Genomic DNA, 23,065 nt, shown 5'->3' on the forward strand with positions numbered 1-23,065 from the left:
CCGTAGCGTGAATACCCGCTACAGCAGGGTCATTCACCATGAACCGCGAAGAGCCCGGTATCCGCGATGCGCTGGGCCCGTGAGGTGGAGCTCTGCGCATCGGCGACGAGCTTCCGGATCCCGGCGAGCGCCGTGTCCTCGCCGATGGCGGTGACCTCGAGGCGCAGGCCGGAGTCGGTGGCGACGGTGCCTGCGACGACGTCGTCCCCGACCTCCCGCCGCACGGTGGCGGACTCGCCGGTGATCATGGACTCGTCCATGCTGGCGCCGCCGTCGAGGATCCGCCCGTCGGCCGGCACCGAGGCGCCGGGCCGCACGAGGACGATGTCGCCGACGGCGAGCTCGGATGGGGAGACCGAGACGACCTCCTCGCCCACGACCTTCTCCGCCTCGTCGGGCAGGAGCGCGGCGAGGGAATCCAGGGCCGAGCCGGTCTGTGCGAGCGAGCGCATCTCGATCCAATGGCCCAGCAGCATGATCACGACCAGGAGGGCGAGCTCCCACCAGAAGTCGAGCTGTGCGTCGAGCAGCCCCAGCGAGGCGCCCCAGGAGGCGGCGAAGGCGACGGTGATCGCGAGGGCGATCAGCAGCATCATCCCGGGCGCGCGGGAGCGGATCTCGGAGACCGCGCCGGTGAGGAACGGCCTGCCGCCCCAGAAGTAGAGGACGGTGCCGAGCAGCGGCGGGATCCAGCTGATCAGCCCGCTCTCGGGGAGGTCGTAGCCGAGCATGAGCCCGACCATCGGACTCGTCGCGACCACGGGGATCGCGAGCACGAGCATGATCCAGAACAGCCGACGGAACTGCGCGACGTGGTCGCCGTGGTCGTGGTGGTCGCCATGGTCGTGGTGGTCCTGATGGTCCTGATGGTCCGCATGCCCCGCATGCCCCGCATGCCCATGGTCGACGTCCGGCTTAAAGCCCATGATCGCCCTCTCTCCCGCTGCTCCGACTCTTTCCTTTCAAGCTATACCCCCAGGGGGTATTCATCAAGGGACCCCCGGACCGTAGGCCATTCCCCTCGCCGCCCCCGCGGTCTACGCTCGCAACGAGCGCCCGGCAACGGGTCGGGGCGACGCCGAGGAGGCCTCCATGCCCGCAGCACTCCACCCCTACCTGAACTTCGACGGCAACACCCGGGAGGCCTTCGAGTTCTACGGGCACTCGCTCGGGGCGATCCCGCAGTTCGCCACCTTCGGGGAGTTCGGCGGACTTCCGGCCGATGACCCGAACGCCGACAAGATCATGCACGGCTCCCTCGAGGTCACCGAGCTGATCAGGCTCTACGCGTCCGATGTGATCGAGGGGATGTCCCCCGAAGGCTTCATCGTGGGCAACAACGTCACCCTGTCGCTCATGGGGGACGACGAGACCCTGCTGCGCAGCGCGTACCTCAAGCTCTCCGAGGGCGGCAGCATCACCATGGCCCTCGAGAAGCAGATGTGGGGCGATATCTACGGCTCGTTCACCGATCGCTTCGGCATCGTGTGGCAGGTGAACATCTCCACTCCCGCCGAGAGCTGATCATCTCGACAACATCCTGGGCCACGGGAGTAGTCTGCGGCAGGGCCTGAACGGCCCACCCGTCGCACCGACCTCCCACCCGTCGCACCGATCTGCGGCGCGCACCATCTCTCGAAAGGCCCCTCATGTCCTCTCCCCGCGTTTCCGTCCAGCAGGCCTGGGATGCACTGGTGGAGGGGAACGAACGCTTCATGGCCGGGGACCTGAACCATCCGCAGCAGAGTGCCGCCCGGCGCAGCGAGCTGCGCGGGAGCCAGGCGCCCAACGCAGCCTTCCTGGGCTGCTCGGACTCACGGGTGGCGGCAGAGATCCTCTTCGACTGCGGGCTGGGCGACCTGTTCGTGGTGCGCAACATCGGCCAGATCGCGAATGCGAACACCACCGCGACCATGGAGTTCGCCGTGGCGGAGCTGGGCGTCGCCGTGATCGTGGTGCTCGCCCACGGCTCCTGCGGGGCGGTCAAGGCTGCGATCGATCAGACCACGGCCGCGCCGAGCGAGGTCACCCCGGCGATCCGCAAGGAGCTCGAGTCGATCCAGCCCGCGGTTCAGCAGGAGTGGTTCATGACTCAGCAGGTCAGCCCGTATGTGGATCCCGAGCTGATCGATGCGGATGCGGTGGGGCGGCGCCATCTGGATGAGACCATCAACGCCCTGATGCGGCAGTCGAAGGTCATCTCCGACGCGGTCGCCGCCGGCGAGCTCGGCATCGTCGGCTGCCAGTACCAGCTGGAGGAGGGCCGGGTCTCCCCGATCTCCTGGGTGGGCCGGGTCGACACCGCCCGCTGAGGCCAGCCCCTCACAGTCCTGCCGACGGCGTCGGATCAGCCGTCCTGCGGGGCAGGCTCTCCGGCGCGACGACGGCCCCGGCCCCGGCCCGGACGATCACGCAGCAGCGACCCTCCTGGGGACACAGCTCCGCTCGCGCCCGATCCTCTCCCCTGCTCTCCAGCGCGCTGCCCAGCAGCGTCTGGTTGAGCGTGCACACCAGCTCGGTGTGGGTGCGGCTGAGTCGATGGAAGGGGCAGTTGCGCAGGATGATGTCCCCCTCTGGATCCATGGACGGCTCATAGCCCCGTGCGGCGAGGACCTCCATGAGCTCCCCGTCCGCTGCACCGGCGGAGTGCCCCTCCGCCTCGGCCGTGCGGACGAGGGCGCCCCGCAGCGCCCCGCTGCCGTCCTCGTCGATCGCGGTCGCGAGCAGGTCGGCCAGCAGCGCGTAGTCGCGCGGGGGCACGGAGACGGTGCGCTCCTCTCGGACCCGGTGATACCGCTTGGCGGGTCGCCCCGCCCCGGGACCGCCGACGCCGGGCGGGCGAGCATACGTGGTGGTCAATAGTCCTGCCTCGACGAGCCGGTCGAGGTGGTAGGCCGCGAGGTTCCGCGCCATCCCCACCGATCGGGCGGCGTCGTCGCGGGTCAGCGGCTCATCCTGCGCAGCGATCGCGTCGTACAGCCGTCGCCGCACCGGATCCACGAGCGCGCTCAGTCCCTGCAGGCCGTCCGGACCGACCTCACCCTCACCGCTCATGACTCGCCCCGCTCATGCTTCTGCCCGTTCACGACTCGCTCCGTTCATGCCCAAAACTCTAACACCAAGAGTTCTTGACAAACAGGCGGGGTCAGGAGGACTCTAAAAATAGGTTCAGTTGGTTCTAGAAGGAGTCTCGCCATGTCCGTGCTCACGTCCTCCCCCTCGATGTCCTTCCTCACCCGCGCCCGTCAGGACTCCGGCCTCGCCGCATTCTGGGTGCTGCGCCTGGGCTTCGTCGTCCTCCCCCTGCTGATGGGGCTGGACAAGTTCACCAACCTGCTCACCGACTGGCCGGGGTACCTGGCCCCGTGGCTCGTGGCGCTCCTGCCCGTCAGTGCGCAGGCGGCCATGTATGCCGTGGGCGTGGTCGAGATCGTGGCCGGGATCGCCGTCGCGCTTCGGCCCCGCCTGGCCGCCTGGGTGGTCGCGGCGTGGCTCGCCGGCATCATCGTGAACCTGCTGACCTACTCCGGGTTCTACGACGTCGCGCTGCGGGATGTCGGCCTGCTGGTCGCGGCGGTCGCCCTCGGGCTGCTCGCCCGGACCTACGACCGTCCGCGGGTCGACGCGGCCGCGTGACCGTCGCACCTCACCGGGATCACCGGGCTCACGGTCCCACGTAGGGTGAGCTTCGACGGCGCGGCACCAGCATCGGCCAGGAGGCCCCTATGAGCACCCCCGCATCCCCCGAGGTTCCCACCACCACGTTCGCCGACGGGGCGAGCATCCCGCTGATCGGCTTCGGCACGGGCGGGGCCCAGGGCCCCGCCGGAGCCGACGTGATCGCCTCCGCACTGCGCACCGGCTACCGACTGCTCGACACCGCTGCCCAGTACGGCAACGAGACCGCCGTCGGCGAGGGTCTGCGCCGCAGCGGTGTGGATCCCGCCGAAGTGCTGGTGACGACCAAGGTGGCAGGTGGCGATCACGGCCGCGAGGCCGCCCGCACCGGGATCCTCGAATCGCTGCGCCGGTTGGGGCTGGAGCGGGTGGGGATCGCCCTGATCCACTGGCCGAATCCCTCCCGCGGACTCGCCGTGGACACCTGGCGCACCCTGCTGGACCTGCGGGAGGAAGGGCTGGTTCTCCACGCCGGGGTCTCGAACTTCCGCCCCGATCAGCTCCAGGAGCTGTTCGACGCGACGGGGCACTGGCCCGAGATCAATCAGATCCAGCTCTCCCCGGCGCTGCCCCGCCAGGAGCCGGATGCCTTCCACCGGGAGCATGGGATCGTCACCCAGGCCTGGGGACCGCTCGGGACCCGGGAAGGGCTCTCGGAGCAGTTCGCGATCCGCAGGGTCGCGGCGAAGCACGCGGTCACAGTCGCGCAGGTGGCGCTGCGCTGGGCCGTGGACCGGGAGATCGTGGTGATCCCTCGCTCCTCGGACCCGGGCAGGCAGCGGCTGAACCTCGATCTGACCGCTCTCCGCCTGGACCAGGAGGATCGCGCACTGCTGGCGAGCCTCGATCTGGGTGAGGAGAGCGCCTGGGACTCCCGGGAGCACGAGGAGTGGTGAGCAGGAGGAGTGGTGAGCCGGAGGAGTGATGAGCGGGGAGCAGCTCAGCCGGTGACGGTGCGGGCGATCTCGTGCATCTCCTCGAGCCGGCCCCATTCGTCGTCGTCCGTCCCGGCGTAGACGAGCGACAGGCGGCCGGTGTATCCGGTCTCTCGCAGCGTCTCCAGCGAGCGCGTGAGATCCTCGGCATCGAGCACGCCCGGAGCCGATTCACGAGCCTTGACCTGGGAACACTCGGCATCCCCGGCGACCGCCGCGATCTGCTGGTACTTGTCCTCACCGTCCCAGTTCCCGGTGTCGATGAGCAGGCCGACCTCTCCCTCGAGCTGGTCCAGCAGCCCCCGGGTGGTGCGCGCATCGATCAGCAGCGACTTCCAGTTCTCGGTGAGCACCCGGAGGCCCGGATGCGCCGCGGCGAGGGCCCGCAGCCGGCGGGCGCTGAGCGCGAGCGTCTCCGGCGTCGGCGCCTGGTCCCCGGCGGGCACCCGCACCCTCGGCACGCCCAGCCGTTCGGCCACCTCGATCCAGCCCGAGACCCAGCGCTGCTGCTCGACGCCATGCTCGGGATGGACGATGTCTCCGTCATCCACCAGGAAGCACTCGAGGTCGACTCCCGCGGTGTCGAACCCGTCGCGCAGCTCTGCCAAGTACGCGGGCTCGGTGCGGGGCAGGTAGAAGTGACACAGCTGGGCGCTGGTGAATCCGTGCGCGGCGAGCTGACCGGGCAGCTCGAGCAGGTCCAGGCCGCCTGCGGCGTCGTTCTCGGCGAGGGTGCCCGACGGGGCGGAGCCGGGCGCGACGAACCGGCCCATGGTCCGGAACAGGGACCAGGTGTGGAGAGCCTTCGCGGGGTTGAGGACAGAGGTGGGGTCCAGGGCAGAGGCGGGGTCCAGGGCAGAGGTGGGGTCCAGGGCAGAGGTCGGGTTGAGAGCATGGGCCATGAGGTCTCCTGTGATCGATCGGGCGGGGGTCATCCCCCGAAGTGCGCCGCGAGGTCCTCGGTGGTGACGTTCGCGCCGGAGCTCGCCGCGACCACGTCGGCCGTCATGACTCGGGTGCCGCGATCCCCCTCGGGGTGCGCCTCGATCCGCACGAAGGCCGTCCGCACCCCGGGCTGCTGGTCATAGGTGTCGCTCACCGTCTCCAGGACGACGAGCAGCGACCGTTCGATCTGCGCACGGTCCTGACCGGCCAGCACCAGCACTCCGCTGATGGTCGTGCCGGCAGAGGTGGAGTCCTGGAACTGCACTTTCCCGTCCCGGTGCTCCGGCAGCGCTTCGACAGCGACGCGCAGCGCCTCCTGGACGTCGGTGACATCGCTGCGCCCGCCCAGTCCGCAGGCGGTGAGCAGGCTGCCGATGATCCCCACGAGCACTCCTCTGCGGCCGATGGCGCTGGCTGTCATCGGCCCATCATCCACCATCGCCTCCGCCCCCGCTCCGCCCTCGGCGTCAGTTCTCGCGGTGCACGCCGGAGGTAAAGTGCTGGACGCTCTCCGGATCCCCGGTGAGGAAGGGCTGCAGGCTCGGGTCCTGCGAATACTGCGAGAGCTGCGAGTTCGGGTCCTGCAGCTGCGTCTGCACCGAGTTCTGATATTCGCCGCCCCCGTGGTTGGTCAGCGGGTTCCAGCTGGGGCTGTCCAGGGTGACGGTGGTGGTGTTCCCGGAGCCGATGTTCTGGTTCGCGAGCAGCTCCCCGGGATTCGGGATCGGGACGGGCAGGGGGATTCCTCGCGGCCCGGGCACCACCGGGCCCATGTACGAGCCCTCGGCGTCGATCCTCGGCACGAGGTCGCCGCCGTGCTGGATGTTCAGCTGGTGCACGCCGGCGGGCACGTCGTAGTTGTCCACCGGGGAGCCGTAGGTCATCACGTTGGTGAGGTTGTACTGGGAGGCGAACTCCGGGTTCGCGGCCAGGCTGGCGGCGATCATGCCGCCCTGGGAGTGCCCGTTGAGCATCAGGGGGACGCCCTCCAGGTTCGGGTTGTCCCGGTAGAGCTGGGCGATCGCGTCGGCCGTGGCCTGCGACCCCGCGGACCAGCCGTTCGAGCCGGCCTGCTCGGCGTTGCCGGTGAGGTCCAGCGGGTTGTCCCCGGCCATCGGCCCCCACTGCTCGGTGCCGGGGATGTTCACGATGACGCCGGTGGGTGGATTCCCGACCACGCTCATCGAGACCTCCCCGGTCTCCTCGGACCCGTAGGTCTGGTTGGTGTTGGCGATGATCTGGGAGAGGTCCCCGGGCGGGACCAGGCCCGAGTCCTCAGGGGTGACCGCGACCGGGGCGTCGGCGTAGCCGGTGCCGTCATCGGCGAGCTTGAGGTCGATGCCGGTGAGCACCTCGATGACGTCGCCCGTCCCGCGGATCAGCCCTGCTGCGCCGTCGACCACCACTTCGGTGAAGCGCGGCCATTCGAAGCCCTGGATCGCGTCGAGGGCGGTGCTGACCAGGTCGCGGCCGTCCTGGACCCGGTCCCCGAGCCAGTCCATCCCGTCGGAGATCCGGTCGCCGAGCCAGTCGGTGCCGTCCGAGATCCGATCCCCGAGCCAGTCGATCCCGTCGCGGATGCCGTCGACGATGTCCCCGCCGGTGTCACGCAGCCAGTCCATCGCGTCCTCGAACCAGCCGCCGTCGTCGACGGAGGAAGCGCGGTCCTGCTCCTCGACGTGCTGCTGCAGCTCCCGGGATCGCTCCCCCAGGCCCGGCAGCACGATGCTCTCGCCCTGCCGATGGGTGGCGTCCCACTGCTCGCGGAACGCCTCGGCGTCGGGCCCGATCCACGCCACGGACTGCACGCTCGACTGCAGTCCGCCCAGCACCTCCTCGAGGCGGCGGGCGGCCTGCTCGAGGGCGTCGGATTCGCCGAGGACCTGCTCGGTGTCCATCCCGTAGAAGGTCATCAGGCGGCGCTCCCGGCGGCATGGGCGGTGACATGGCCGATCGCCGCGATCACCTTGGCGCGCATCGCCGAGGTGAGGGAGCCGGGCTCGAGCTCGCGGGCCTCGGTGCCGTCCTCGCCGGGCACCAGCACCGCGAGCTGCTCGCCCTCCTGCCCGTAGGCGTACCAGGAGCCGCCGCTGACGACGGTCTGCTCCGGGGCCGGGGAGGCGATCACGAGCATCTGCACCTCCGCGACGGCGGGGGCGTCGACCAGCTCGGCCGGAGCCGGGGCGGGGTCGGCGGCGGTGAAGGCGGGGCGCTGCGGCACGAGCGCCTCGAAGGTCTCGCTGAGGTGCTCGATCGTGCTCAGGCCGAGGATGACGGCGTCCGCCCGGCGCCCGAGCTGCATCGTCTCGGCATCGGCGGTGACCTCCCGAGACTGATCGATGATCACCACCACGCGACCGGCGATGCGGAGCCGGGTGGTCCAGGCCCGGTCGCCGTCGACGCACACCAGCTCGACGCCGACGGGGGAGGTCAGGGCGGAGCGCAGGAACTGCTGCCAGTGCGGGTCGATCACCAGGCCGTCGTCCTCGCCGGGCGCGTCGACCAGCAGGCCCACGAGCTCGAGCTCGACGATCTGCTCCTCGGTGATCTCTGTCGGCGGTTCCTGCTCGAGCGCGATCGCCCGCACCCAGGCCCAGGAGGGCTCCGAGATCCGCACCAGCTTCGCGTCCCCGGGCAGCGAGGTGATCCGCGGTCGCTGTTCCACCGTCGTGTCGTCGACTGTCATGCCCGGCCTTCCGCTGCGCCCACGGGCACGCTGCGATGCGGCCCTGGTCAGGAGCGTATGTCGGGGCGCGGGTGAGAGGAATGGGGAGTAGTCCCCATGGACCGACCGCCCTCGCGGCAGCACCCGCACATGGCAGGATGCGCAGGTGTCCGATGAGCAGCTGCTGACGATCAGCACCTTCGCGCGGGCGGTGGGCGTCCCGGCCAGCGCTCTGCGCCATTACGCCGCCGAGCAGGTCTTCGTCCCGGCGGACGTGGACCCGGTGAGCGGGTACCGGTACTACGCCCCCTCGCAGATCGAGGGCGGGGTGCTGCTGCGACGGATGCGCGCGATCGGAGTGCCGCTGGCGGTGATGCGCGAGGTGGTCGCCGGACCGGCATCCGAGGCGTCACGACTGCTCGCCGAGCTGCTCATGGACCATGGCACGAACTCCCGCCGGCGCGAGCAGGAGCTGCACGCGCTGCGGGAGCATCTCGACCCCACCACCGGCGCTACCGGATCGGTGCGGGCGACCGTTCCCGGAGCCTCCCTCGCCGCCGCCATCACCCAGGTGCTGCCTGTCGCCGAGAGAGCGGCGGACGACGTGTCCGGACTGATCTGGGTGATCGAGTCGGCGGAGATCGCGCTGATCGCCACGGATCGCTACTGGCTCGCCCATCGTCGCCTCAGGGCGGAGGCCTCCGGTTCCCCGGGCCGGGCGATCATCTCGGTCGTGGACGCCGCCGATCTCGCCCGCGCCTGCGCCCGCCACGGCGACGTGCATCTCGCCCTCACGGGCGCAGCCCTGACCGTGCACGACGCCGAGGGGACGCTCCTGGCACGCGCCGCGCTCATCGAACGGGCGGTCCCCGATCTCGGACTCCTGGTCTCCACCCAGCCGCCCGCCCGCGCCGTGGCGGGCTTCGATCGAGCGGAGCTGCACGGTCTGCTCGTCCCTCCGGCGCCGAGCACGCAGCTGCGCCTGGTCGTCGACGGCAGCACCGCCGTCCTCCACGCCGGCGAGGCACCGGCGCTGCACGGCTGGGCCTCCTGCTGCGCGAGAGCCGACGGTGGCCTCGAGGTGCTGATCGGCCGGGCGCTGCTGGCCGCCGCGGTCGCGGTCTGCACCGGCGCGGAGGTCACTCTCGCCCTCGTCGACCCGACCACCCCGGTGCGCGTCACCTCCCCGATCCAGGACACCCTGACCTGTCTGGTGATGCCGATGCGGCCTTGACCTTCAGGTCGCTCGAACCCCCACCCTCGAGGGCGTGAACACCCCACCCTCTCCGACCACGCGCCTGCCCGCCGGATTCCACCTCTGGTGGGCCGTCTCCACCCTCCACGCCGCCGGCAGCTCGATGCTGGCCTTCGCCCTGATCTGGCTCGCCACCGGTCACGGGCCGGCTGCCGTCGCCCTGGTGAGCACCGTGTCTGTGCTGCCCTCGCTCTGCCTGCTCCTGCTCGGAGGTGCCCTCGGCGATCGCCATGGGCCCCGGCGCATGCTGGTGGCGACCACCCTGGCGCAGCTCACCGTGCTGCTGGGTCTGCTCCTTCTCCTCGGCGAGGACCCCGGCATCGCAGGACTGGCCGTCGCGGCAGGAACGGTCTCCGTGATCTCCGCCGTCAAGCAGCCCGCAGCGATCGTGTTCCCGAGGCTGCTGATCACCGAGGAGGAGCAGTTCTCCCGGGCACTTGCACGCATCTCAGGAAGCATGCACATCGCCCGCATCCTCGGGGTCTCCGCCGGAGGGATCGCGATCTCGGTCTGGCCGCTGGCCGTGCTCCTCGCGGTATGCGCGGCCCTCGCGGGCCTCAGCCTCGTCGTGCTCGCGGTGCTGCGTCCCTCCTCCCCGCCACCCGTGGGCACGGGTCCCCCGACCAGCCTCTGGCACGCTCTGTCCGAGGGGATCCGTTCGGCGCATGCCCTGCGGATCTGGCCGCTGCTGGCGGCGGTCGCGCTGGTCTGCGCAGCGGTGCTGCCGGTGGTCGCAGTGGTGCTGCCCTCCGCCGCCCGCGCTCAGGGGTGGAGCGGCTCCGAGGCAGGGCTGCTGGAGGCGGCGTGGGCCACGGGCACCCTCACGGTGACGCTGCTGATCTCCTTCACCGGGACGTGGGCGCACCAGCATCGCGCCCTGATCGGTGGACCGCTGCTGATGATGGGCGCCCTGGCCCTCCTCGCCCTGCCCCTGGCCCTGCCGGCGATGCTCGGTGCCGCGGCGCTGCTCGGGGTGGGCACCGCGATCTTCACCACCCACATCGCCCCGATGCTCCTGCGCCGGGCACCCGCCGGTCAGATGACGCGCTTCCAGTCGCTGATGGCCATCGTCCAGCTCGCCCCTCCCGCTCTGCTGAACAGCCCCTTCGCCGCACTCGCAGGGACTGGGCGCGCCTCGCTCGCGCTGCTCCTCGCCGCCGCCCTCGCCGGCGGTGCCGCCCTGCTCCTCATGACGGACTCGCGGGCCGGAGTCAGCCCCGACCCGGCGCCGACCCCTCCACCAGCACCGCGCGCCTCCACCCGCGGGCCGAGCTGAGCACCGCGAGCTCCTCAGCCGCGCACACCTCCTCGGCATTCAGCGGCCGTTCCACCAGCTCGCCCCGCTCGAGCGCGAGCCGGCGACCCACCCCGGCCAGGCAGCCGTCGGCCAGCGGCGGGGTGCACCAGGTGCCGTCGATCCGGGCGGCGAGGGTCGCGATGGTGGTCTCCACGGCGCGGCCGTGCTCGCCGAGCAGCACCACGTCCTCCGAGCCCGGATGACGCTTCCGGGCGGCGGCGAAATGCTCCCGCACCGTGGTCTTGTGCGCGCTGAGCTCCGTCGGGAAGGAGGTGCGCACCGTATCCAGCGCGAGCCGCACCGGCCCGGGCGTCGCCACCAGCGGCCGGGAGCTGACCTCGAGCGATCCGTCCCTCCGCAGCGCCAGCCGCAGCAGCACGTCCCCCGCCGAACCGGCCGCCGCCTCGAGCGCGGCGACCTCGAGCGTCTCCCGCCGTGCCGGGATCCCGAAGTGCGCCGCCGAGCCCAGCATCCGCTCCAGATGCTGCCCGAGGTGCTGCGCGACGCCATCGAGCACTGCAAAGGTCTCCAGCAGAGCGAACGGCTCCCGCGTGCCGGTCGGCAGCACCGCGGCCTTGACCAGCAGCTCCTCGTACTCGTCCGCCGCGGTCGACGCCCAGGTGACCCCGCCACCCGCGCCATAGACCGCGGAGCCGTCGGCCCCATCGATCACCACGGTGCGGATCGCGACGCTGAACCGGGCCCGCGGCGAGGGGCCGGGGGCGAGATACCCGATCGCCCCGCAGTACGCCCCGCGCGGGGCATCCTCGAGCTCGGCGATGAGGCCCATGGTGGACAGCTTCGGGGCACCCGTGATCGAGCCGCAGGGGAACAGCGCCTCGAACACCTCCGCGAGCCCGACCTCCTCACGCACGCGACCCTGGATGCGCGAGGTCAGCTGCCACAGCGTCGGATACTCCTCAGCGGCCATGAGCTCGGTGACCTGCACGCTTCCCGCCTCGCACACCCGAGCGAGGTCGTTGCGCAGCAGGTCCACGATCATGACATTCTCGGCGCGGTCCTTCTCGCTCGCCCGCAGCGCCTCCCGCGCCGCGAGGTCCTCCTCCGGGGTCCGGCCCCGAGCGGCGGTGCCCTTCATCGGGGCGGTGCGCAGCAGGCCGTCCTCCCAGCGGAGGAACGACTCCGGGCTGGCGCTGACCACGGTGTGCCGCCCCAGGTCCAGGAAGGCGTGATGCCCGCCGCGCTGGCGGTGCGCGAGCTCCCCGTAGAGCCCGAAGGCATCACCGCGGAAGGTCGAGCGCAGGCGCGTGGTGAGGTTCGTCTGGTAGGTGTCGCCCTCGGCGATCGCGGCCCGCACCGCCTCCACCCGCCGCGCATGCTCCGCTGCGGACCAGTCCGGGACCCAGGGGGCGACCTCGAAGCCCTCCCCCGTGGTCAGCGGCAGCGCCTCCACATCCGGGGCGTCGGCGATCCCGAACCACACCAGCGGCAGGCCCTCCTGCGGCGCCCGGACGCGAACATCCGGATTGAGCCCCGCGGCTGCCTCATAGGCCACCATCCCGAAGGCCCAGGCCCCGCCGGTGACCGCGTCCTGCACCGCGGCGAGCGCGGGCCGCACCTCCTCGGGCCGGTAGGCGCTGATCACTCGTTCGGCCCGGCCGAACTGCAGGCTGCGGCCCGCGGCGACGTCGTCGAAGCGGGCGACGGGGGCGGGGACGGTCATGAGGGGAATCATGCCCGATGCGGAGGTCCGACTAGCATCGTGGCCATGGAGTCCTTCTCGCCGTCCTCGTCTCGTCTCGCCTACATCGACGCGACCGCCGGGATCGCCGGCGACATGCTGCTGGCCGCTCTGATCGACGCCGGCGCCGACCTCGACGGCGTGCAGCGGGTGCTGGACGCCCTGGTCCCGGACTCGGTCCGCTTCGTCCGCTCCACGGTGGACCGTGGCGGGCAGCGCGCGGTGAAGATCGATGTGGAGGTGCTGGTCGAGGATCCGCCCCACCGCACCTGGGCCTCGATCCGGGAGCTGCTGGAACGTTCCCGTGGGGACGCCTCCGTGCCCGAGCGCACGATCGACCTGGCGCTCACGGTCTTCGGCCGCCTCGCCGAGGCGGAGGGCGCGACCCACGGCGTCCCGGCCGACGAGGTCCACTTCCACGAGGTCGGGGCGCTGGACTCCCTGGCCGACGTGATCGGCGCCTGCGAGGCCTGGCGCCAGCTCGGCATCACCGAGGGTGCCGGCAGCGTGATCGCGGTGGGCTCCGGCCGGATCCGCGCAGCCCACGGTGACATCCCGGTGCCGGTCCCGGCAGTGGCCCGCCTCGCGCTCGGCTGGCCGACGGTCGCCGGCGAGCTGCTCCCGCCCCGCGGTCACGCCCCCGCGCATTCCCACGACCACGGGCACTCCCACCTGCATGATCACTCCCACGATCACCCCGTCGAGGTCCCCGACTCCGATGCGGCCCTGCCCGCCCACGCCCAGGGCGGCCCCCATGAGCACGGTGGTCGACGGGTCCCGGCAGGGGTCGCCCCCGGCATCGGCGAGCTCGCCACCCCCACCGGCGTCGCCCTGCTGCGCGGGCTCGCGAGCACCGCCGGCCCACAGCCCTCGCTGGTCACCGAGGCCCTCGGCGTCGGCGCCGGCACCAAGGACACCCCGGGCCGCCCGAACGTCGTGCGCGTGCTGGTGGGAAGGGTGCCCGACCGCACTGCCCCCGGGACCGGGCCTGCATCCGGCAACGGCGACGCCCACGACACCCCCGCGGCCGCGCTCCAGCTCGAGGCGAATGTCGACGACCTCGATCCTCGGCTCTGGCCCGGAGTGGTCGACGAGCTGCTCGAGTGCGGCGCGCTCGACGCCTGGCTGACCCCGATCATCATGAAGCGCGGTCGTCCTGCAGTGACGATCCACGCCCTGGTCCGCGACGGGGCAGAGGCCGCGACGGCAGCGCTGATCATGGACCGCACCGGCACCCTTGGAGTGCGGATGCACCGGGTGGATCGGCTCATCCGCACCCGTGAGTTCACCGAGGTGGAGGTGCAGGGCCAGCGGATCTCCGTGAAGATCGCCCGCGACGCCGAGGGGTCTGTGGTGCGCCGCGAACCCGAGTTCCGCGATGTCATCGCGGCCGCCCGGGTGCTCGGGGTCAGCGAGCGGGCGATGCTCGATCTCGCGAAGGAATCCGCTGCGGGACTGACGGATCCGTCCTCCTGACGGATACTGGTGAGGAACCGACGACGCTCACCAGGAGGTTTCCGATGGTTGCTCTGACCGATGCGATGACCAAGGCGATCGACATCGCCCGCGAGGCGCCGAACGGCCGCCATGCCGAGCTGCTGATCCACGACGGGCCCCTGCGTCAGACGGTGATCGCCCTGAAAGCGGGCGCGCAGCTGCCCGAGCACAACTCCCCGCCGGCCGCCTCGATCCAGGTGATGCACGGCAGCCTCCGCGTCACCGCGCAGGAGCCGGTGGTGCTCCAGACCGGCCAGATCGAGGCGCTCACGCACTTCCGCCACTCGGTGGAGGCCCTCGAGGACACCGTGTTCCTGCTGACCACGGTCACCTCCCAGCACGACACCGACAGCCACGCCACCCGCACCGGGGAGATGCCCGTGCTCAGCAAGGAGGCGCAGGCCGCCGAATACGCGGAGATGGACCACGAATCCGGCGGCGGCCGCACCGACCGCTGATCAGCGCACCTCTCCCCCGCCCCGCGCGGCGAGGCGCAGCCAGGTGTCCACCACGGTGTCCGGGTTCAAGGACATCGAGGCGATGCCCTGCTCCAGCAGCCACTCGGCCAGATCAGGGTGGTCGCTCGGCCCCTGCCCGCAGATCCCGACGTACTTCCCCGCGGCCCGGCAGGCCTCGATCGCCCGGGCGAGCATGAACTTCACCGCCGGATCCCGCTCGTCGAAGGCGTCGGCGACCAGCGCCGAGTCACGATCCAGGCCCAGGGTCAGCTGGGTCATGTCGTTCGAGCCGATCGAGAAGCCGTCGAAGTGCTCGAGGAACAGCTCCGGGGTCGCGGCATTCGAGGGGATCTCGCACATCATGATGACCTGCAGGTCCCTCTCGCCCCGCACCAGGCCGTGGCTGGCCATCAGGTCGATGACCCCCTTGCCCTCGGCGGGCGTGCGCACGAAGGGGATCATGACCTTGACGTTGCTCAGTCCCATCTCCTCGCGCACGAAGCGCAGCGCCTCGCATTCCATCGCGAAGCACTCCGCGAAGTCCGCCGAGAGGTAGCGGGAGGCGCCGCGGTACCCGATCATCGGGTTCTCCTCGTGCGGCTCGAACAGCGTCCCGGCCAGGAGGTTCGCGTACTCGTTGGACTTGAAGTCGCTCATCCTCACGATCACCGGCTCCGGCGCGAAGGCGGCGGCGATCGTCGCCACCCCCTCGACGACGCGCTGGACGAAGTAGTCCCGCGGGGAGTCGTAGGCGGCGATCCTGGAGCGCACCGTCGCGGCGATCTCCGGCTCGTCACGCTCGAGCCGGTCCAGCTCGAGCAGGGCGCGGGGGTGGATGCCGACCTGCCGGTTGATGATGAACTCCAGGCGGGCCAGGCCCACTCCGGCGTTCGGCAGCCGCGAGAAGCTGAAGGCCTGCTCGGGGTTGCCCACATTCATCATGATCTTCGTGCCCACCGGCGGCATCGAGTCCACCTCGGAGGAGGAGACGGTGAAGTCCAGCAGCCCCTCGTAGACGAATCCGGTGTCGCCCTCGGCGGCGGAGACGGTGACCTCGTCACCGTCCTTCAGCTCCGCGGTCGCGGAGCCGGTGCCCACCACGGCGGGGATCCCGAGCTCGCGGGCGATGATCGCCGCATGACAGGTGCGGCCGCCACGGTTGGTGACGATGGCGCTCGCACGCTTCATGATCGGCTCCCAGTCGGGGTCGGTCATGTCGGCGACCAGCACCTCGCCGGGCTGGAACTCGTGCATGCGGTCGATGGTGTCCAGCACCCGCACGGGGCCGGCGCCGATCTTCGCGCCGATCGCCCGTCCCTCGGCGCGGACCGGACCGCGGGAGGCGAGGATGTACTTCTCCACGGTGTTCCCCGCCCGGGACTGCACGGTCTCGGGGCGGGCCTGCAGGATGTACAGGGAACCGTCGTCCCCGTCGAGCCCCCACTCGATGTCCATCGGCCGCCCGTAGTGCTCCTCGATGATCAGCGCCTGCTTCGCCAGATCGGTCACCTGCTGATCGGTGAGCGAGAGCCGGCTGCGCGCGGCGACGTCCACCTCGATGAACTCCACGGTGCGGCCGACGGTGGTGGCTCCCTCCCCGTGGGCATAGACCATCTTGGTGGCCTTCTCGCCGATCTGGCGCTTGAGGATCGCGGGGCGGTCCTCGCGCAGGCCGGGCTTGAAGACGTAGAACTCGTCGGGGTTCACCGCGCCCTGGACCACGCCCTCGCCGAGCCCGTAGGCGGAGGTGATGAAGATGGCCTGGTCGAAGCCGGATTCGGTGTCGACCGTGAACATGACCCCGCTGGATCCCAGATCGGAGCGGACCATCTTCTGCACCCCGGCCGAGAGCGCCACCGCGGCGTGCTCGAAGTCGTGGTGGACGCGGTAGGCGATCGCGCGGTCGTTGTACAGGGAGGCGAACACCTCGCGGATCGCGAGCAGCACGGCGTCGATCCCGCGCACGTTCAGGAAGGTCTCCTGCTGGCCCGCGAAGGAGGCGTCCGGCAGATCCTCGGCGGTGGCCGAGGAGCGCACCGCGAACGAGGCCTCCTCGCCGCTGCCCTCGGCGAGCTGCTGGTAGGCGGAGCGGATGTCCGCCTCGAGGTCCGCGGGGAAGGGCTGGGCGATCACCAGCTCCCGGATCTCGCGGCCGGTCTCGGCCAGCGCGATGGTGTCCTCGGTGTCCAGGCCCTGCAGCCGCTCGTCGATCCGCTCCGCGAGCCCGGTCGCGCCGAGGAACTCGCGATAGGCCCGGGACGTGGTGGCGAAGCCGTCGGGCACCTGCACCCCGAGGCGGGTCAGGTTCGAGACCATCTCGCCGAGGGAGGCGTTCTTGCCGCCCACCTGCTCGAGGTCGTTCATGCCGAGCTCGGAGAACCAACGGATGCTCTGGGTCATGGCGTGCTCCTTCATTGTGCGCGGGGGGTGGTTCCGCGGCGGGCGAGCGATTGGAGGATCAGGGTGGACATCTCCTCGACGGACTTGTTCGAGGAGTCGACGAAGGGGATCCCGTGCATGTCATAGACGCGGCGGGCCCGGGACAGCTCCCAGCGCGTCTGCTCGAGGGAGGCGTAGCGGGAGTCGGCGCGGCGCTCGCTGCGCACGGCGCTGAGCCGCTGCGGGGAGGTGAGCAGCCCGAAGCAGCGATCGGCGATCCGGGCGATCGACTCCGGCAGCACCTCGCCACCGAGGTCCTCATCGACCAGCGGATAGTTCGCCACGAAGATCCCGTGCATGAGCGCGAGGTACATGCTGGTGGGGGTCTTGCCGCAGCGGGAGGGCGCGATGAGCACCACATCCGCCTTCTCGATCGCGCGGACAGACTGGCCGTCGTCGTGCTCGATCGCGAATTCGACCGCCTGCATCCGACGGTTGTAGCGCCGGGAGTCGCCCACTCCGTGCAGCCGGGCCGGGGCGTGGTCGCCGGTGACCCCGAGGCGATCCTCGAGCTGGGCGAGGTGGCCGCTGACGAAGTCGATGACCGGTGCCTTGGTGGCCCTCAGCTCCTCGCGCACCGCCTCGTCGACCACGGTGAGGAACACCAGCGGCTGCACCTCGCCGTCCATCGCCGCATCGAGGTCGGCACGCACCTCGCGCGCCTCCTCGACGGTGCGCACGAAGGGCATCAGGCGCCGTTCGAAGGGGACCGAGGGGAACTGCAGCAGCAGGGCGTTGCCCATGGTCTCGGCGCTGATGCCGGTGGAGTCGGAGATGAAGAACACCGGGACGGCAGAGTCCTCGGGCTTCTGGGACTTCCGGGCACCCTGGCCCTGGCGCCGCGCGGCGGGAGGCAGCGGCGGCGGGATCGGAAGAGCTGCATTCACAGGTGCCCCTTGCTCTGGGCCCGGTGGCGGAGCACCGGGGACACGACGATGTGCTGGGCTCACCGTAACCGGGAAGAAGAGGACGGGGCGTCTTCGCCCAGGAAGATGGCACGGCTCACGTCAGCCCTGCGCGAGTTCGCCGACGTGCGCGCTCACCCGAGCCCGATCGCGCATCGTGCGGGGGCTGGGGCTACTCGGATCCCTCGGACGGCTCTGCAGGCCGCACCGGCCAGCGCTGCACCAGCTCGTCCCGCAGAATCCGGTCCCGTGCATCGAGCAGGCTACCCACCACGATCCCCAGCCCCATCAGACCCAGCGCCCCGAGCAGGATCCAGGGTCCCAGCGGCGCCGCCGCCCGCAGCTGCGGACCGGCGGCCGCGTAGAAGTCCCAGTCCGGCAGCTCCGCCACCAGGTCGACGAACCAGAGCGCGACGCCGAGCGCTGCCGTCGCGCCCGCGAGAGCGAAGACCACCTTCAGCACCGGCAGGGAGGTGCGGGACATGGCGCGGCTGAGCAGGGCGTGCTGCGGCGACGCTCCCGTCGGGTCCCCGAGCGCGCGGCGCAGCTCCCTGTGCTCGAGGCGCCGCAGGATGATGGCGCAGCCCACCATCCCGGCGAAGGCCAGGACACCGATCGCCGCCACGATCCCCTCCGCCATCGTCAGCAGGTCCACCAGGCGCTCCCCGGCGGGATCGAGCTCCGCCCGCTCCCCCAGCTGCCGGCTGGCCGTGCGGGTGGCGTCCGGATAGGCGACGGCGACCACCAGCTGGAAGGCCACGAACCAGGCCATGGTGGCGAGGACCACGACGGTGGCCAGCGCATTGCTGAGCATCCGCACCCCACGTCCGGGCAGCGGCGCGGAGCTCCCCGCCTCGGTCAGCTCCCGCCCGGCGGCGATGATCCGATGCGGCTGGGTCCATCGCTCGGGCAGCTCGTCCGCGAACCCGCGCTGCCAGCGCGTGAAGACCTTTCCGGTGAGCGGGATCCCCGCCCAGATCGCCGCGAGCAGCACCGCGCCGCCGCCGACGACCGCCAGGCCCACCACGTCCACGCTCTCCAGCATGGCGAAGACGGCGATCACGTAGAGCAGCCCCAGGATCGCCAGCATCGCGATCGCGATGCCCTTGTACGCCGTGGCGCTGCTCTCCCGCGCCGCCTTCCATTGGGTCGGGAACGGGACCTCGGTCGCCGGGGTGCCCCGCCGCACAGCCGCAGCCAGGGCGCGGGCCATGAGCGGGCCCTCGAGGGACCCGAGCAGTCCCAGCAGGAGCAGGCCGATCGCCCCGAGCACCAGGACACCGACCAGCGAGGCGCGGCTGACCAGGTCGATGGTGGTCCCTGCCTCGGACCCGGCGAACAGCTCCTCGACGACGAGCCCGCTGATCACGGCGACCCCGAAAAGCCCCAGCAGGCCGATGAGGCCGTAGAACAGCGCCTCCATCGCGGTTCTCTGGAGCGTCACGGCGCGGCCGACCGGGAGCACCCGCCAGCGGGAGTCGGCGATGTTCTGCATCAGCCCATCCTGCCCGACGGGCTCCGCCGCGGCGGCGTCATCCCTCGAGCGTCCCCACGCTCGCCCGGGGCTGCGGCGCGTCCGCTGCACGGACCCGGGGCCCCGCCGCCGGGCTGAGGGCCACGCCCACCAGCACCACCGCGAGCGGCACCACCAGGGCGCCGCGCAGGCCGACCTCCTCGCCGAGCAGGCCGAGCGTGGGCGGGCCCACGAGGAAGGCGAGGTAGCCGATCGTCGAGGCCAGGGCCACGCGGGCAGCGGGGTTCGGGCCGGAGTCCCCGGCGGCGGAGAGGGCGAGCGGGAAGCCGAGCGAGGCGCCGAGGCCCCAGAGCACCACGGCGGCGACGGCGACCGGCTGGCTGTCCACGAAGGAGATCAGCGCGAGGCCGAGAGCCGCGAAGAGCGCGCTGACCATGAGCACCCGGGCGCGGCCCACGCGGGCGACGATCGGGCCGCCGCAGAAGCGGCCGATGGTCATGGAGGCGGCGAAGAGGGCGAACACGGTCGAGCCCATCGTGGCTCCGAAGCCGTGCCCGTCCACCATGATCAGCGGCAGCCAGTCGTTGGCGGTGCCCTCGGCGAGCGCCATCGCCAGCACGATGCCGCCGATGAGCACCAGGCGGGTGTCCTTCCAGAGCGCCGGCCCGGGACTCGCGGCCGCCTCGGCACGCTCCGCGGCGGTGACCAGGCCGGTACCGGCGGGGATCGCGCGCAGCGCCCAGAGCAGCAGCCCGGCGCCGAGCACGGCGATCAGCACCAGGTGGGTGACCACCGAGAATCCGGTCGCGTTGGCGAGGATGCCCAGGCCTGCGCCGATCACCGTGCCGAGGCTGAAGCAGCCGTGCAGGGCGGGCAGGAAGGGGCGGCCGCCCTGCTTCTCGACGTCGGCCCCCTCGACGTTCATCGCGACCTCGCCGCCGCCCATGCCGGCCCCGAACAGCGCCAGGCCCAGCGCAGTCAGCAGCGGCATGCCGCTCGCGGCGCCGATGGCGATGACCGGCATGGCCAGCACGATCAGCGAGGAGCCGCCCGCGACCACCGGCCGGGCTCCCCATCGCATCACCAGCGGACCGGAGGAGAGGATCCCGGCCATGGAGCCGACGGAGAGTCCGAACAGCACCAGGCCCATCTGCGCGGTGGAGGCCTCCAGCAGGTCCCGCACGGCCGGCGTGCGGGTGACCCACGCGGACATGCTGAGTCCGGGCAGCAGGAACAGCGCATACAGCGCCCAGCGGCGGCGGGACAGAGAGACGTGCACGGGAGCTCCTCAGGTTCAGGCGGCGATGCGCGAGTCGTCGCGGATCTGGCCCACCAGCTCCTCGAGCATGTCCTCGAGGGTGACGATGCCGATCACGGTACCGGCCTCATCGGTGGCGGCGCCCAGGTGGGCCCCCGAATCCTGCATCGCGGTGAGCGCCTGTCGCAACGGCTCGTCGGACCTGATCACGGGCAGGGTGCGGATGCGCTCGGCGGGGATCGGGTGCTCGCGCTGCTCCTGCACGGAGTCCAGCAGGTCCTTGATGTGGACGTAGCCGATCAGCATGCCGTCGGCCGCCTTCACCGGGAAGCGGGAGTACCCCTCGACGGCGGCGGCCTCGGCCTCCGCCGCGGTGACCCCCTGGGGCAGGCTCGAGACCTGGTCCAGCGGGATCACCAGGTTGGCGACGCTGCGGGCCTCGAAGCGGAGCGCTCCCAGCAGGAGCGCCTCGTCGTTGTGCTCGAGCAGACCGCCCTCACGGGATTCACTGACCATCGCCGCCACCTCGTTGCGGGTGAAGACGCTGGTCACCTCAGCCTTCGGTGTTACTCCAAGCATGCGCAGCACGAGGTTGCCGCAGGAGTTCAGCAGCCACAGCACGGGCTTGATCAGGGTGACGATGCCCATCAGCATCGGCGCCAGGATCAGCGCCATCCGCTCGGGCCCGGCCAGGGCGATGTTCTTGGGCACCATCTCGCCGAAGACGACGTGGAGGTAGGTGATCAGCGACAGCGCGATCACGAAGGAGATCGGGTGCACCAGCGCGCTCGGCACGCCGATGGCCTCGAAGGGCACCTCGAGCAGATGGGCGATCGCCGGTTCGCTGATCGCGCCGAGCGCGAGGGAGCACACGGTGATGCCCATCTGCGCGCCGGCCATCATCAGCGAGACCTGCTCCATCGCGGAGATGGTGACCTTCGCGGCCCACTTCCCGTCGAGTGCCTTGGGCTCGATGATCGAGCGGCGAGCGGAGATCAGCGCGAACTCGGCCCCCACGAAGAAGGCGTTGAAGATCAGCAGGAACAGGGTCAGGGCGAGTCCGGTCATGGTGCTCATCGGCGCTCCTCCTTCTCGTGCTTCTGGTGCTTCTCGCGGTCCCGCTCGCCGTCGTCCTCAGTCGCGGCGGGCTCGACCTTGACGTGCACGGTCTCGATGCGGCGGCCATCCACCTCGGTGACCTCGATCCGCAGCCGGGCAGGGTCCTCTCCAGGGGCGGGGTCGGTGTCCACGAGGACCTCGTCCCCCACCTCTGCGAGCCGGCCCAGCTCCATCGTGATCAGTCCGCCGAGGGTGTCGTAGTCCTCGTGCTCGGGCACGGTGACCCCGAGCCTGTCGGTGGCCTCGTCGGGCCGCATGCGCGCGTCGAGGTCCCAGGAGCCGTCGGCCTCCGGGGTGTCGTCCATCTCCTCGTCATGCTCATCGCGGACCTCGCCGACGATCTCCTCGACCAGGTCCTCGAGGGTGATCAGCCCGGCATGGTCGCCGAACTCGTCGACCACGACCGCCATCTGCAGACCACCGGCACGCAGGGTGTCCATCAGGTCGTCCAGCGGAACCGTGTCCGGGACGAAGGTCGCGGTGCCCATCACGGAGTCGACCCTGGTGCCGGGCCGCTCGTCGAAGGGGATGGCGAGGCCGTGCCGGATATGGGCGACGCCGATGACCTCGTTCTCGTCGTCGAGCACCGGGAAGCGCGAGTGGCCGGTGAGACGGGCCAGCTCGAGCAGGTCCGCGACTGAATGGTCTGCCTCCAGGGAGTCCATCCGGCCGCGCGGGACCATCGCGTCGTGGGCGCGACGGTCACCGAAGGCGAGGGTGCGCTGGACCAGGGAGGCGGTCTCCTCGGCAAGGGCGCCTTCGTCGGCCGAGCGTTTGACCAGCACGGAGAGCTCATCAGCGCTGCGAGCAGAGCTGAGTTCCTCCTGCGGCTCGACGCCGAGTGCACGCACCACGGCGTTGGCGTTGCCGTTGAAGAGACGGATCGGGAGGCGGAAGATCGTCGTGAACAGCCGCTGGAAGCCGACCACATAGCGCGCGGTGCGCAGCGGTTCCGCGATCGCGAGGTTCTTGGGCACCAGCTCGCCGAAGATCATGGTGACGCCGGTGGCGAGCACCAGCGCGATGATCACGGAGATGGACCGCGCAGCGACCGCTCCCAGACCCGCATCTACCAGCAGGGGACCGATCAGGGCGGCGATAGCGGGTTCGGCGAGGAAGCCGATGCCGAGGTTGGTGACGGTGATCCCGAGCTGTGCTCCCGAGAGCTGCGTGGAGAGAGTCTTCATCCCCTGCAGGACACCGCTGGCGCGCTTGTCGCCGGAGGCGGCGGCCGCTTCCACTTCATTGCGGTTCGCGGTGATCAGGGAGAACTCGGCGGCGACGAATCCGCCGCAGGCGGCGATCAGCACGAGGCCGACCGCCAAGGATATGAGGGGACCGATCAGGTCCATGGACGGATCCCCCCGGATGATGCATCTGTACTCAGGCCCGAAGGCCTGGGACTGTCACTCGGGGCGTCGCTGGCGGCGCTCATGAT

Annotated in this window: 20 protein-coding genes and 1 pseudogene; 8 read left to right on the forward strand and 13 right to left on the reverse strand. The window is 71.1% G+C overall.

Features of this window, described 5'->3' with window-relative positions; all coding sequences use genetic code 11:
• Positions 1 to 56: 56 nt before the first annotated feature.
• Positions 57 to 926: pseudogene (locus ACTH43_RS15910) on the reverse strand (P-type ATPase); the annotation flags it as partial.
• 166 nt (positions 927 to 1,092) lie between these two features.
• On the opposite strand from ACTH43_RS15910, the gene ACTH43_RS15915 reads away from it, so the two are divergent.
• Both ACTH43_RS15915 and ACTH43_RS15920 read left to right on the forward strand, forming a co-directional pair.
• Complete coding sequence (locus ACTH43_RS15915) at positions 1,093 to 1,524, forward strand: VOC family protein (RefSeq protein WP_441445874.1); 432 nt, start codon at positions 1,093 to 1,095, stop codon at positions 1,522 to 1,524.
• 125 nt (positions 1,525 to 1,649) lie between these two features.
• Positions 1,650 to 2,312: a carbonic anhydrase gene (locus tag ACTH43_RS15920; protein WP_441445875.1), complete on the forward strand. Its 663-nt coding sequence runs from the start codon at positions 1,650 to 1,652 to the stop codon at positions 2,310 to 2,312.
• Positions 2,313 to 2,322: 10 nt separating this feature from the next.
• Here the strand turns inward: ACTH43_RS15920 and ACTH43_RS15925 are convergent, their stop codons facing one another.
• Positions 2,323 to 3,054 (reverse strand): helix-turn-helix transcriptional regulator, encoded by a 732-nt coding sequence (locus ACTH43_RS15925; protein WP_441445876.1) that lies wholly within the window; start codon positions 3,052 to 3,054, stop codon positions 2,323 to 2,325.
• A 141-nt stretch (positions 3,055 to 3,195) separates the two neighbouring features.
• Between ACTH43_RS15925 and ACTH43_RS15930 the strand changes: the two genes are divergently transcribed.
• Entirely contained in the window at positions 3,196 to 3,636 is a 441-nt protein-coding gene (locus ACTH43_RS15930) for a hypothetical protein (RefSeq protein ID WP_441445877.1), read from the forward strand.
• Positions 3,637 to 3,725: 89 nt separating this feature from the next.
• Positions 3,726 to 4,574 carry an aldo/keto reductase gene (locus ACTH43_RS15935; RefSeq protein WP_441445878.1) on the forward strand — a complete coding sequence of 283 codons (849 nt, stop codon included), beginning with the start codon at positions 3,726 to 3,728 and terminating at the stop codon, positions 4,572 to 4,574.
• A 44-nt stretch (positions 4,575 to 4,618) separates the two neighbouring features.
• Here ACTH43_RS15935 and ACTH43_RS15940 read toward each other — a convergent pair whose 3' ends face one another.
• The 4 genes from ACTH43_RS15940 to ACTH43_RS15955 are packed head-to-tail and all read right to left on the reverse strand — an operon-like array spanning position 4,619 to position 8,244.
• Positions 4,619 to 5,515: a sugar phosphate isomerase/epimerase family protein gene (locus ACTH43_RS15940; RefSeq protein WP_441445879.1), complete on the reverse strand. Its 897-nt coding sequence runs from the start codon at positions 5,513 to 5,515 to the stop codon at positions 4,619 to 4,621.
• Positions 5,516 to 5,544: 29 nt separating this feature from the next.
• Positions 5,545 to 5,979, reverse strand: a complete 435-nt coding sequence (locus ACTH43_RS15945) for a hypothetical protein (RefSeq protein ID WP_441445880.1) — start codon at positions 5,977 to 5,979, stop codon at positions 5,545 to 5,547.
• 46 nt (positions 5,980 to 6,025) lie between these two features.
• Complete coding sequence (locus tag ACTH43_RS15950; protein WP_441445881.1) at positions 6,026 to 7,471, reverse strand: hypothetical protein; 1,446 nt, start codon at positions 7,469 to 7,471, stop codon at positions 6,026 to 6,028.
• Positions 7,471 to 8,244 carry a hypothetical protein gene (locus ACTH43_RS15955; protein ID WP_441445882.1) on the reverse strand — a complete coding sequence of 258 codons (774 nt, stop codon included), beginning with the start codon at positions 8,242 to 8,244 and terminating at the stop codon, positions 7,471 to 7,473. Before ACTH43_RS15955 ends, ACTH43_RS15950 begins: the two co-directional genes overlap by 1 nt.
• Positions 8,245 to 8,389: 145 nt before the next feature.
• On the opposite strand from ACTH43_RS15955, the gene ACTH43_RS15960 reads away from it, so the two are divergent.
• Both ACTH43_RS15960 and ACTH43_RS15965 read left to right on the forward strand, forming a co-directional pair.
• Positions 8,390 to 9,457, forward strand: a complete 1,068-nt coding sequence (locus ACTH43_RS15960) for a MerR family transcriptional regulator (protein ID WP_441445883.1) — start codon at positions 8,390 to 8,392, stop codon at positions 9,455 to 9,457.
• A 34-nt stretch (positions 9,458 to 9,491) separates the two neighbouring features.
• On the forward strand, positions 9,492 to 10,754 hold the full coding sequence (locus tag ACTH43_RS15965) for an MFS transporter (RefSeq protein WP_441445884.1): 1,263 nt from the start codon (positions 9,492 to 9,494) through the stop codon (positions 10,752 to 10,754).
• Here ACTH43_RS15965 and pabB read toward each other — a convergent pair.
• Positions 10,690 to 12,459, reverse strand: a complete 1,770-nt coding sequence (gene pabB, locus ACTH43_RS15970; RefSeq protein ID WP_441445885.1) for an aminodeoxychorismate synthase component I — start codon at positions 12,457 to 12,459, stop codon at positions 10,690 to 10,692. The two genes, ACTH43_RS15965 and pabB, sit on opposite strands and share 65 nt — an antisense overlap.
• Positions 12,460 to 12,504: 45 nt before the next feature.
• Here pabB and ACTH43_RS15975 point away from each other — a divergent pair, with 45 nt between their 5' ends.
• Both ACTH43_RS15975 and ACTH43_RS15980 read left to right on the forward strand, forming a co-directional pair.
• Positions 12,505 to 13,953 (forward strand): LarC family nickel insertion protein, encoded by a 1,449-nt coding sequence (locus ACTH43_RS15975; protein ID WP_441445886.1) that lies wholly within the window; start codon positions 12,505 to 12,507, stop codon positions 13,951 to 13,953.
• A 44-nt stretch (positions 13,954 to 13,997) separates the two neighbouring features.
• Complete coding sequence (locus tag ACTH43_RS15980; protein WP_299302128.1) at positions 13,998 to 14,432, forward strand: hypothetical protein; 435 nt, start codon at positions 13,998 to 14,000, stop codon at positions 14,430 to 14,432.
• Here the strand turns inward: ACTH43_RS15980 and ppsA are convergent, their stop codons facing one another.
• The 6 genes from ppsA to ACTH43_RS16010 form a co-directional block, all read right to left on the reverse strand.
• Complete coding sequence (ppsA, locus tag ACTH43_RS15985; protein ID WP_441445887.1) at positions 14,433 to 16,832, reverse strand: phosphoenolpyruvate synthase; 2,400 nt, start codon at positions 16,830 to 16,832, stop codon at positions 14,433 to 14,435.
• 11 nt (positions 16,833 to 16,843) lie between these two features.
• Positions 16,844 to 17,758 (reverse strand): pyruvate, water dikinase regulatory protein, encoded by a 915-nt coding sequence (locus ACTH43_RS15990; RefSeq protein ID WP_441445888.1) that lies wholly within the window; start codon positions 17,756 to 17,758, stop codon positions 16,844 to 16,846.
• A gap of 190 nt (positions 17,759 to 17,948) precedes the next feature.
• Positions 17,949 to 19,271 (reverse strand): hypothetical protein, encoded by a 1,323-nt coding sequence (locus tag ACTH43_RS15995; protein ID WP_441445889.1) that lies wholly within the window; start codon positions 19,269 to 19,271, stop codon positions 17,949 to 17,951.
• A 37-nt stretch (positions 19,272 to 19,308) separates the two neighbouring features.
• Positions 19,309 to 20,529 (reverse strand): MFS transporter, encoded by a 1,221-nt coding sequence (locus ACTH43_RS16000; protein ID WP_441445890.1) that lies wholly within the window; start codon positions 20,527 to 20,529, stop codon positions 19,309 to 19,311.
• Between the two features lie 15 nt (positions 20,530 to 20,544).
• Complete coding sequence (locus ACTH43_RS16005) at positions 20,545 to 21,585, reverse strand: hemolysin family protein (RefSeq protein ID WP_441445891.1); 1,041 nt, start codon at positions 21,583 to 21,585, stop codon at positions 20,545 to 20,547.
• On the reverse strand, positions 21,582 to 22,979 hold the full coding sequence (locus ACTH43_RS16010) for a hemolysin family protein (RefSeq protein ID WP_441445892.1): 1,398 nt from the start codon (positions 22,977 to 22,979) through the stop codon (positions 21,582 to 21,584). The genes ACTH43_RS16005 and ACTH43_RS16010 overlap by 4 nt, the downstream gene beginning before the upstream one ends.
• Positions 22,980 to 23,065 lie beyond the last annotated feature (86 nt).

Source organism: Brachybacterium sp. (assembly GCF_052095815.1).
In the GTDB taxonomy this organism is placed as follows: Bacteria; Actinomycetota; Actinomycetes; order Actinomycetales; family Dermabacteraceae; genus Brachybacterium.

Coding starts and splice junctions, on each gene's coding strand:
- ACTH43_RS15915 (WP_441445874.1), top strand. CDS start 1,093: ATGCCCGCAGCACTCCACCCCTACCTGAACTTCGACGGCAACACCCGG.
- ACTH43_RS15920 (WP_441445875.1), top strand. CDS start 1,650: ATGTCCTCTCCCCGCGTTTCCGTCCAGCAGGCCTGGGATGCACTGGTG.
- ACTH43_RS15925 (WP_441445876.1), bottom strand. CDS start 3,054: ATGAGCGGTGAGGGTGAGGTCGGTCCGGACGGCCTGCAGGGACTGAGC.
- ACTH43_RS15930 (WP_441445877.1), top strand. CDS start 3,196: ATGTCCGTGCTCACGTCCTCCCCCTCGATGTCCTTCCTCACCCGCGCC.
- ACTH43_RS15935 (WP_441445878.1), top strand. CDS start 3,726: ATGAGCACCCCCGCATCCCCCGAGGTTCCCACCACCACGTTCGCCGAC.
- ACTH43_RS15940 (WP_441445879.1), bottom strand. CDS start 5,515: ATGGCCCATGCTCTCAACCCGACCTCTGCCCTGGACCCCACCTCTGCC.
- ACTH43_RS15945 (WP_441445880.1), bottom strand. CDS start 5,979: ATGACAGCCAGCGCCATCGGCCGCAGAGGAGTGCTCGTGGGGATCATC.
- ACTH43_RS15950 (WP_441445881.1), bottom strand. CDS start 7,471: ATGACCTTCTACGGGATGGACACCGAGCAGGTCCTCGGCGAATCCGAC.
- ACTH43_RS15955 (WP_441445882.1), bottom strand. CDS start 8,244: ATGACAGTCGACGACACGACGGTGGAACAGCGACCGCGGATCACCTCG.
- pabB (WP_441445885.1), bottom strand. CDS start 12,459: ATGACCGTCCCCGCCCCCGTCGCCCGCTTCGACGACGTCGCCGCGGGC.
- ACTH43_RS15975 (WP_441445886.1), top strand. CDS start 12,505: ATGGAGTCCTTCTCGCCGTCCTCGTCTCGTCTCGCCTACATCGACGCG.
- ACTH43_RS15980 (WP_299302128.1), top strand. CDS start 13,998: ATGGTTGCTCTGACCGATGCGATGACCAAGGCGATCGACATCGCCCGC.
- ppsA (WP_441445887.1), bottom strand. CDS start 16,832: ATGACCCAGAGCATCCGTTGGTTCTCCGAGCTCGGCATGAACGACCTC.
- ACTH43_RS15995 (WP_441445889.1), bottom strand. CDS start 19,271: ATGCAGAACATCGCCGACTCCCGCTGGCGGGTGCTCCCGGTCGGCCGC.
- ACTH43_RS16005 (WP_441445891.1), bottom strand. CDS start 21,585: ATGAGCACCATGACCGGACTCGCCCTGACCCTGTTCCTGCTGATCTTC.
- ACTH43_RS16010 (WP_441445892.1), bottom strand. CDS start 22,979: ATGGACCTGATCGGTCCCCTCATATCCTTGGCGGTCGGCCTCGTGCTG.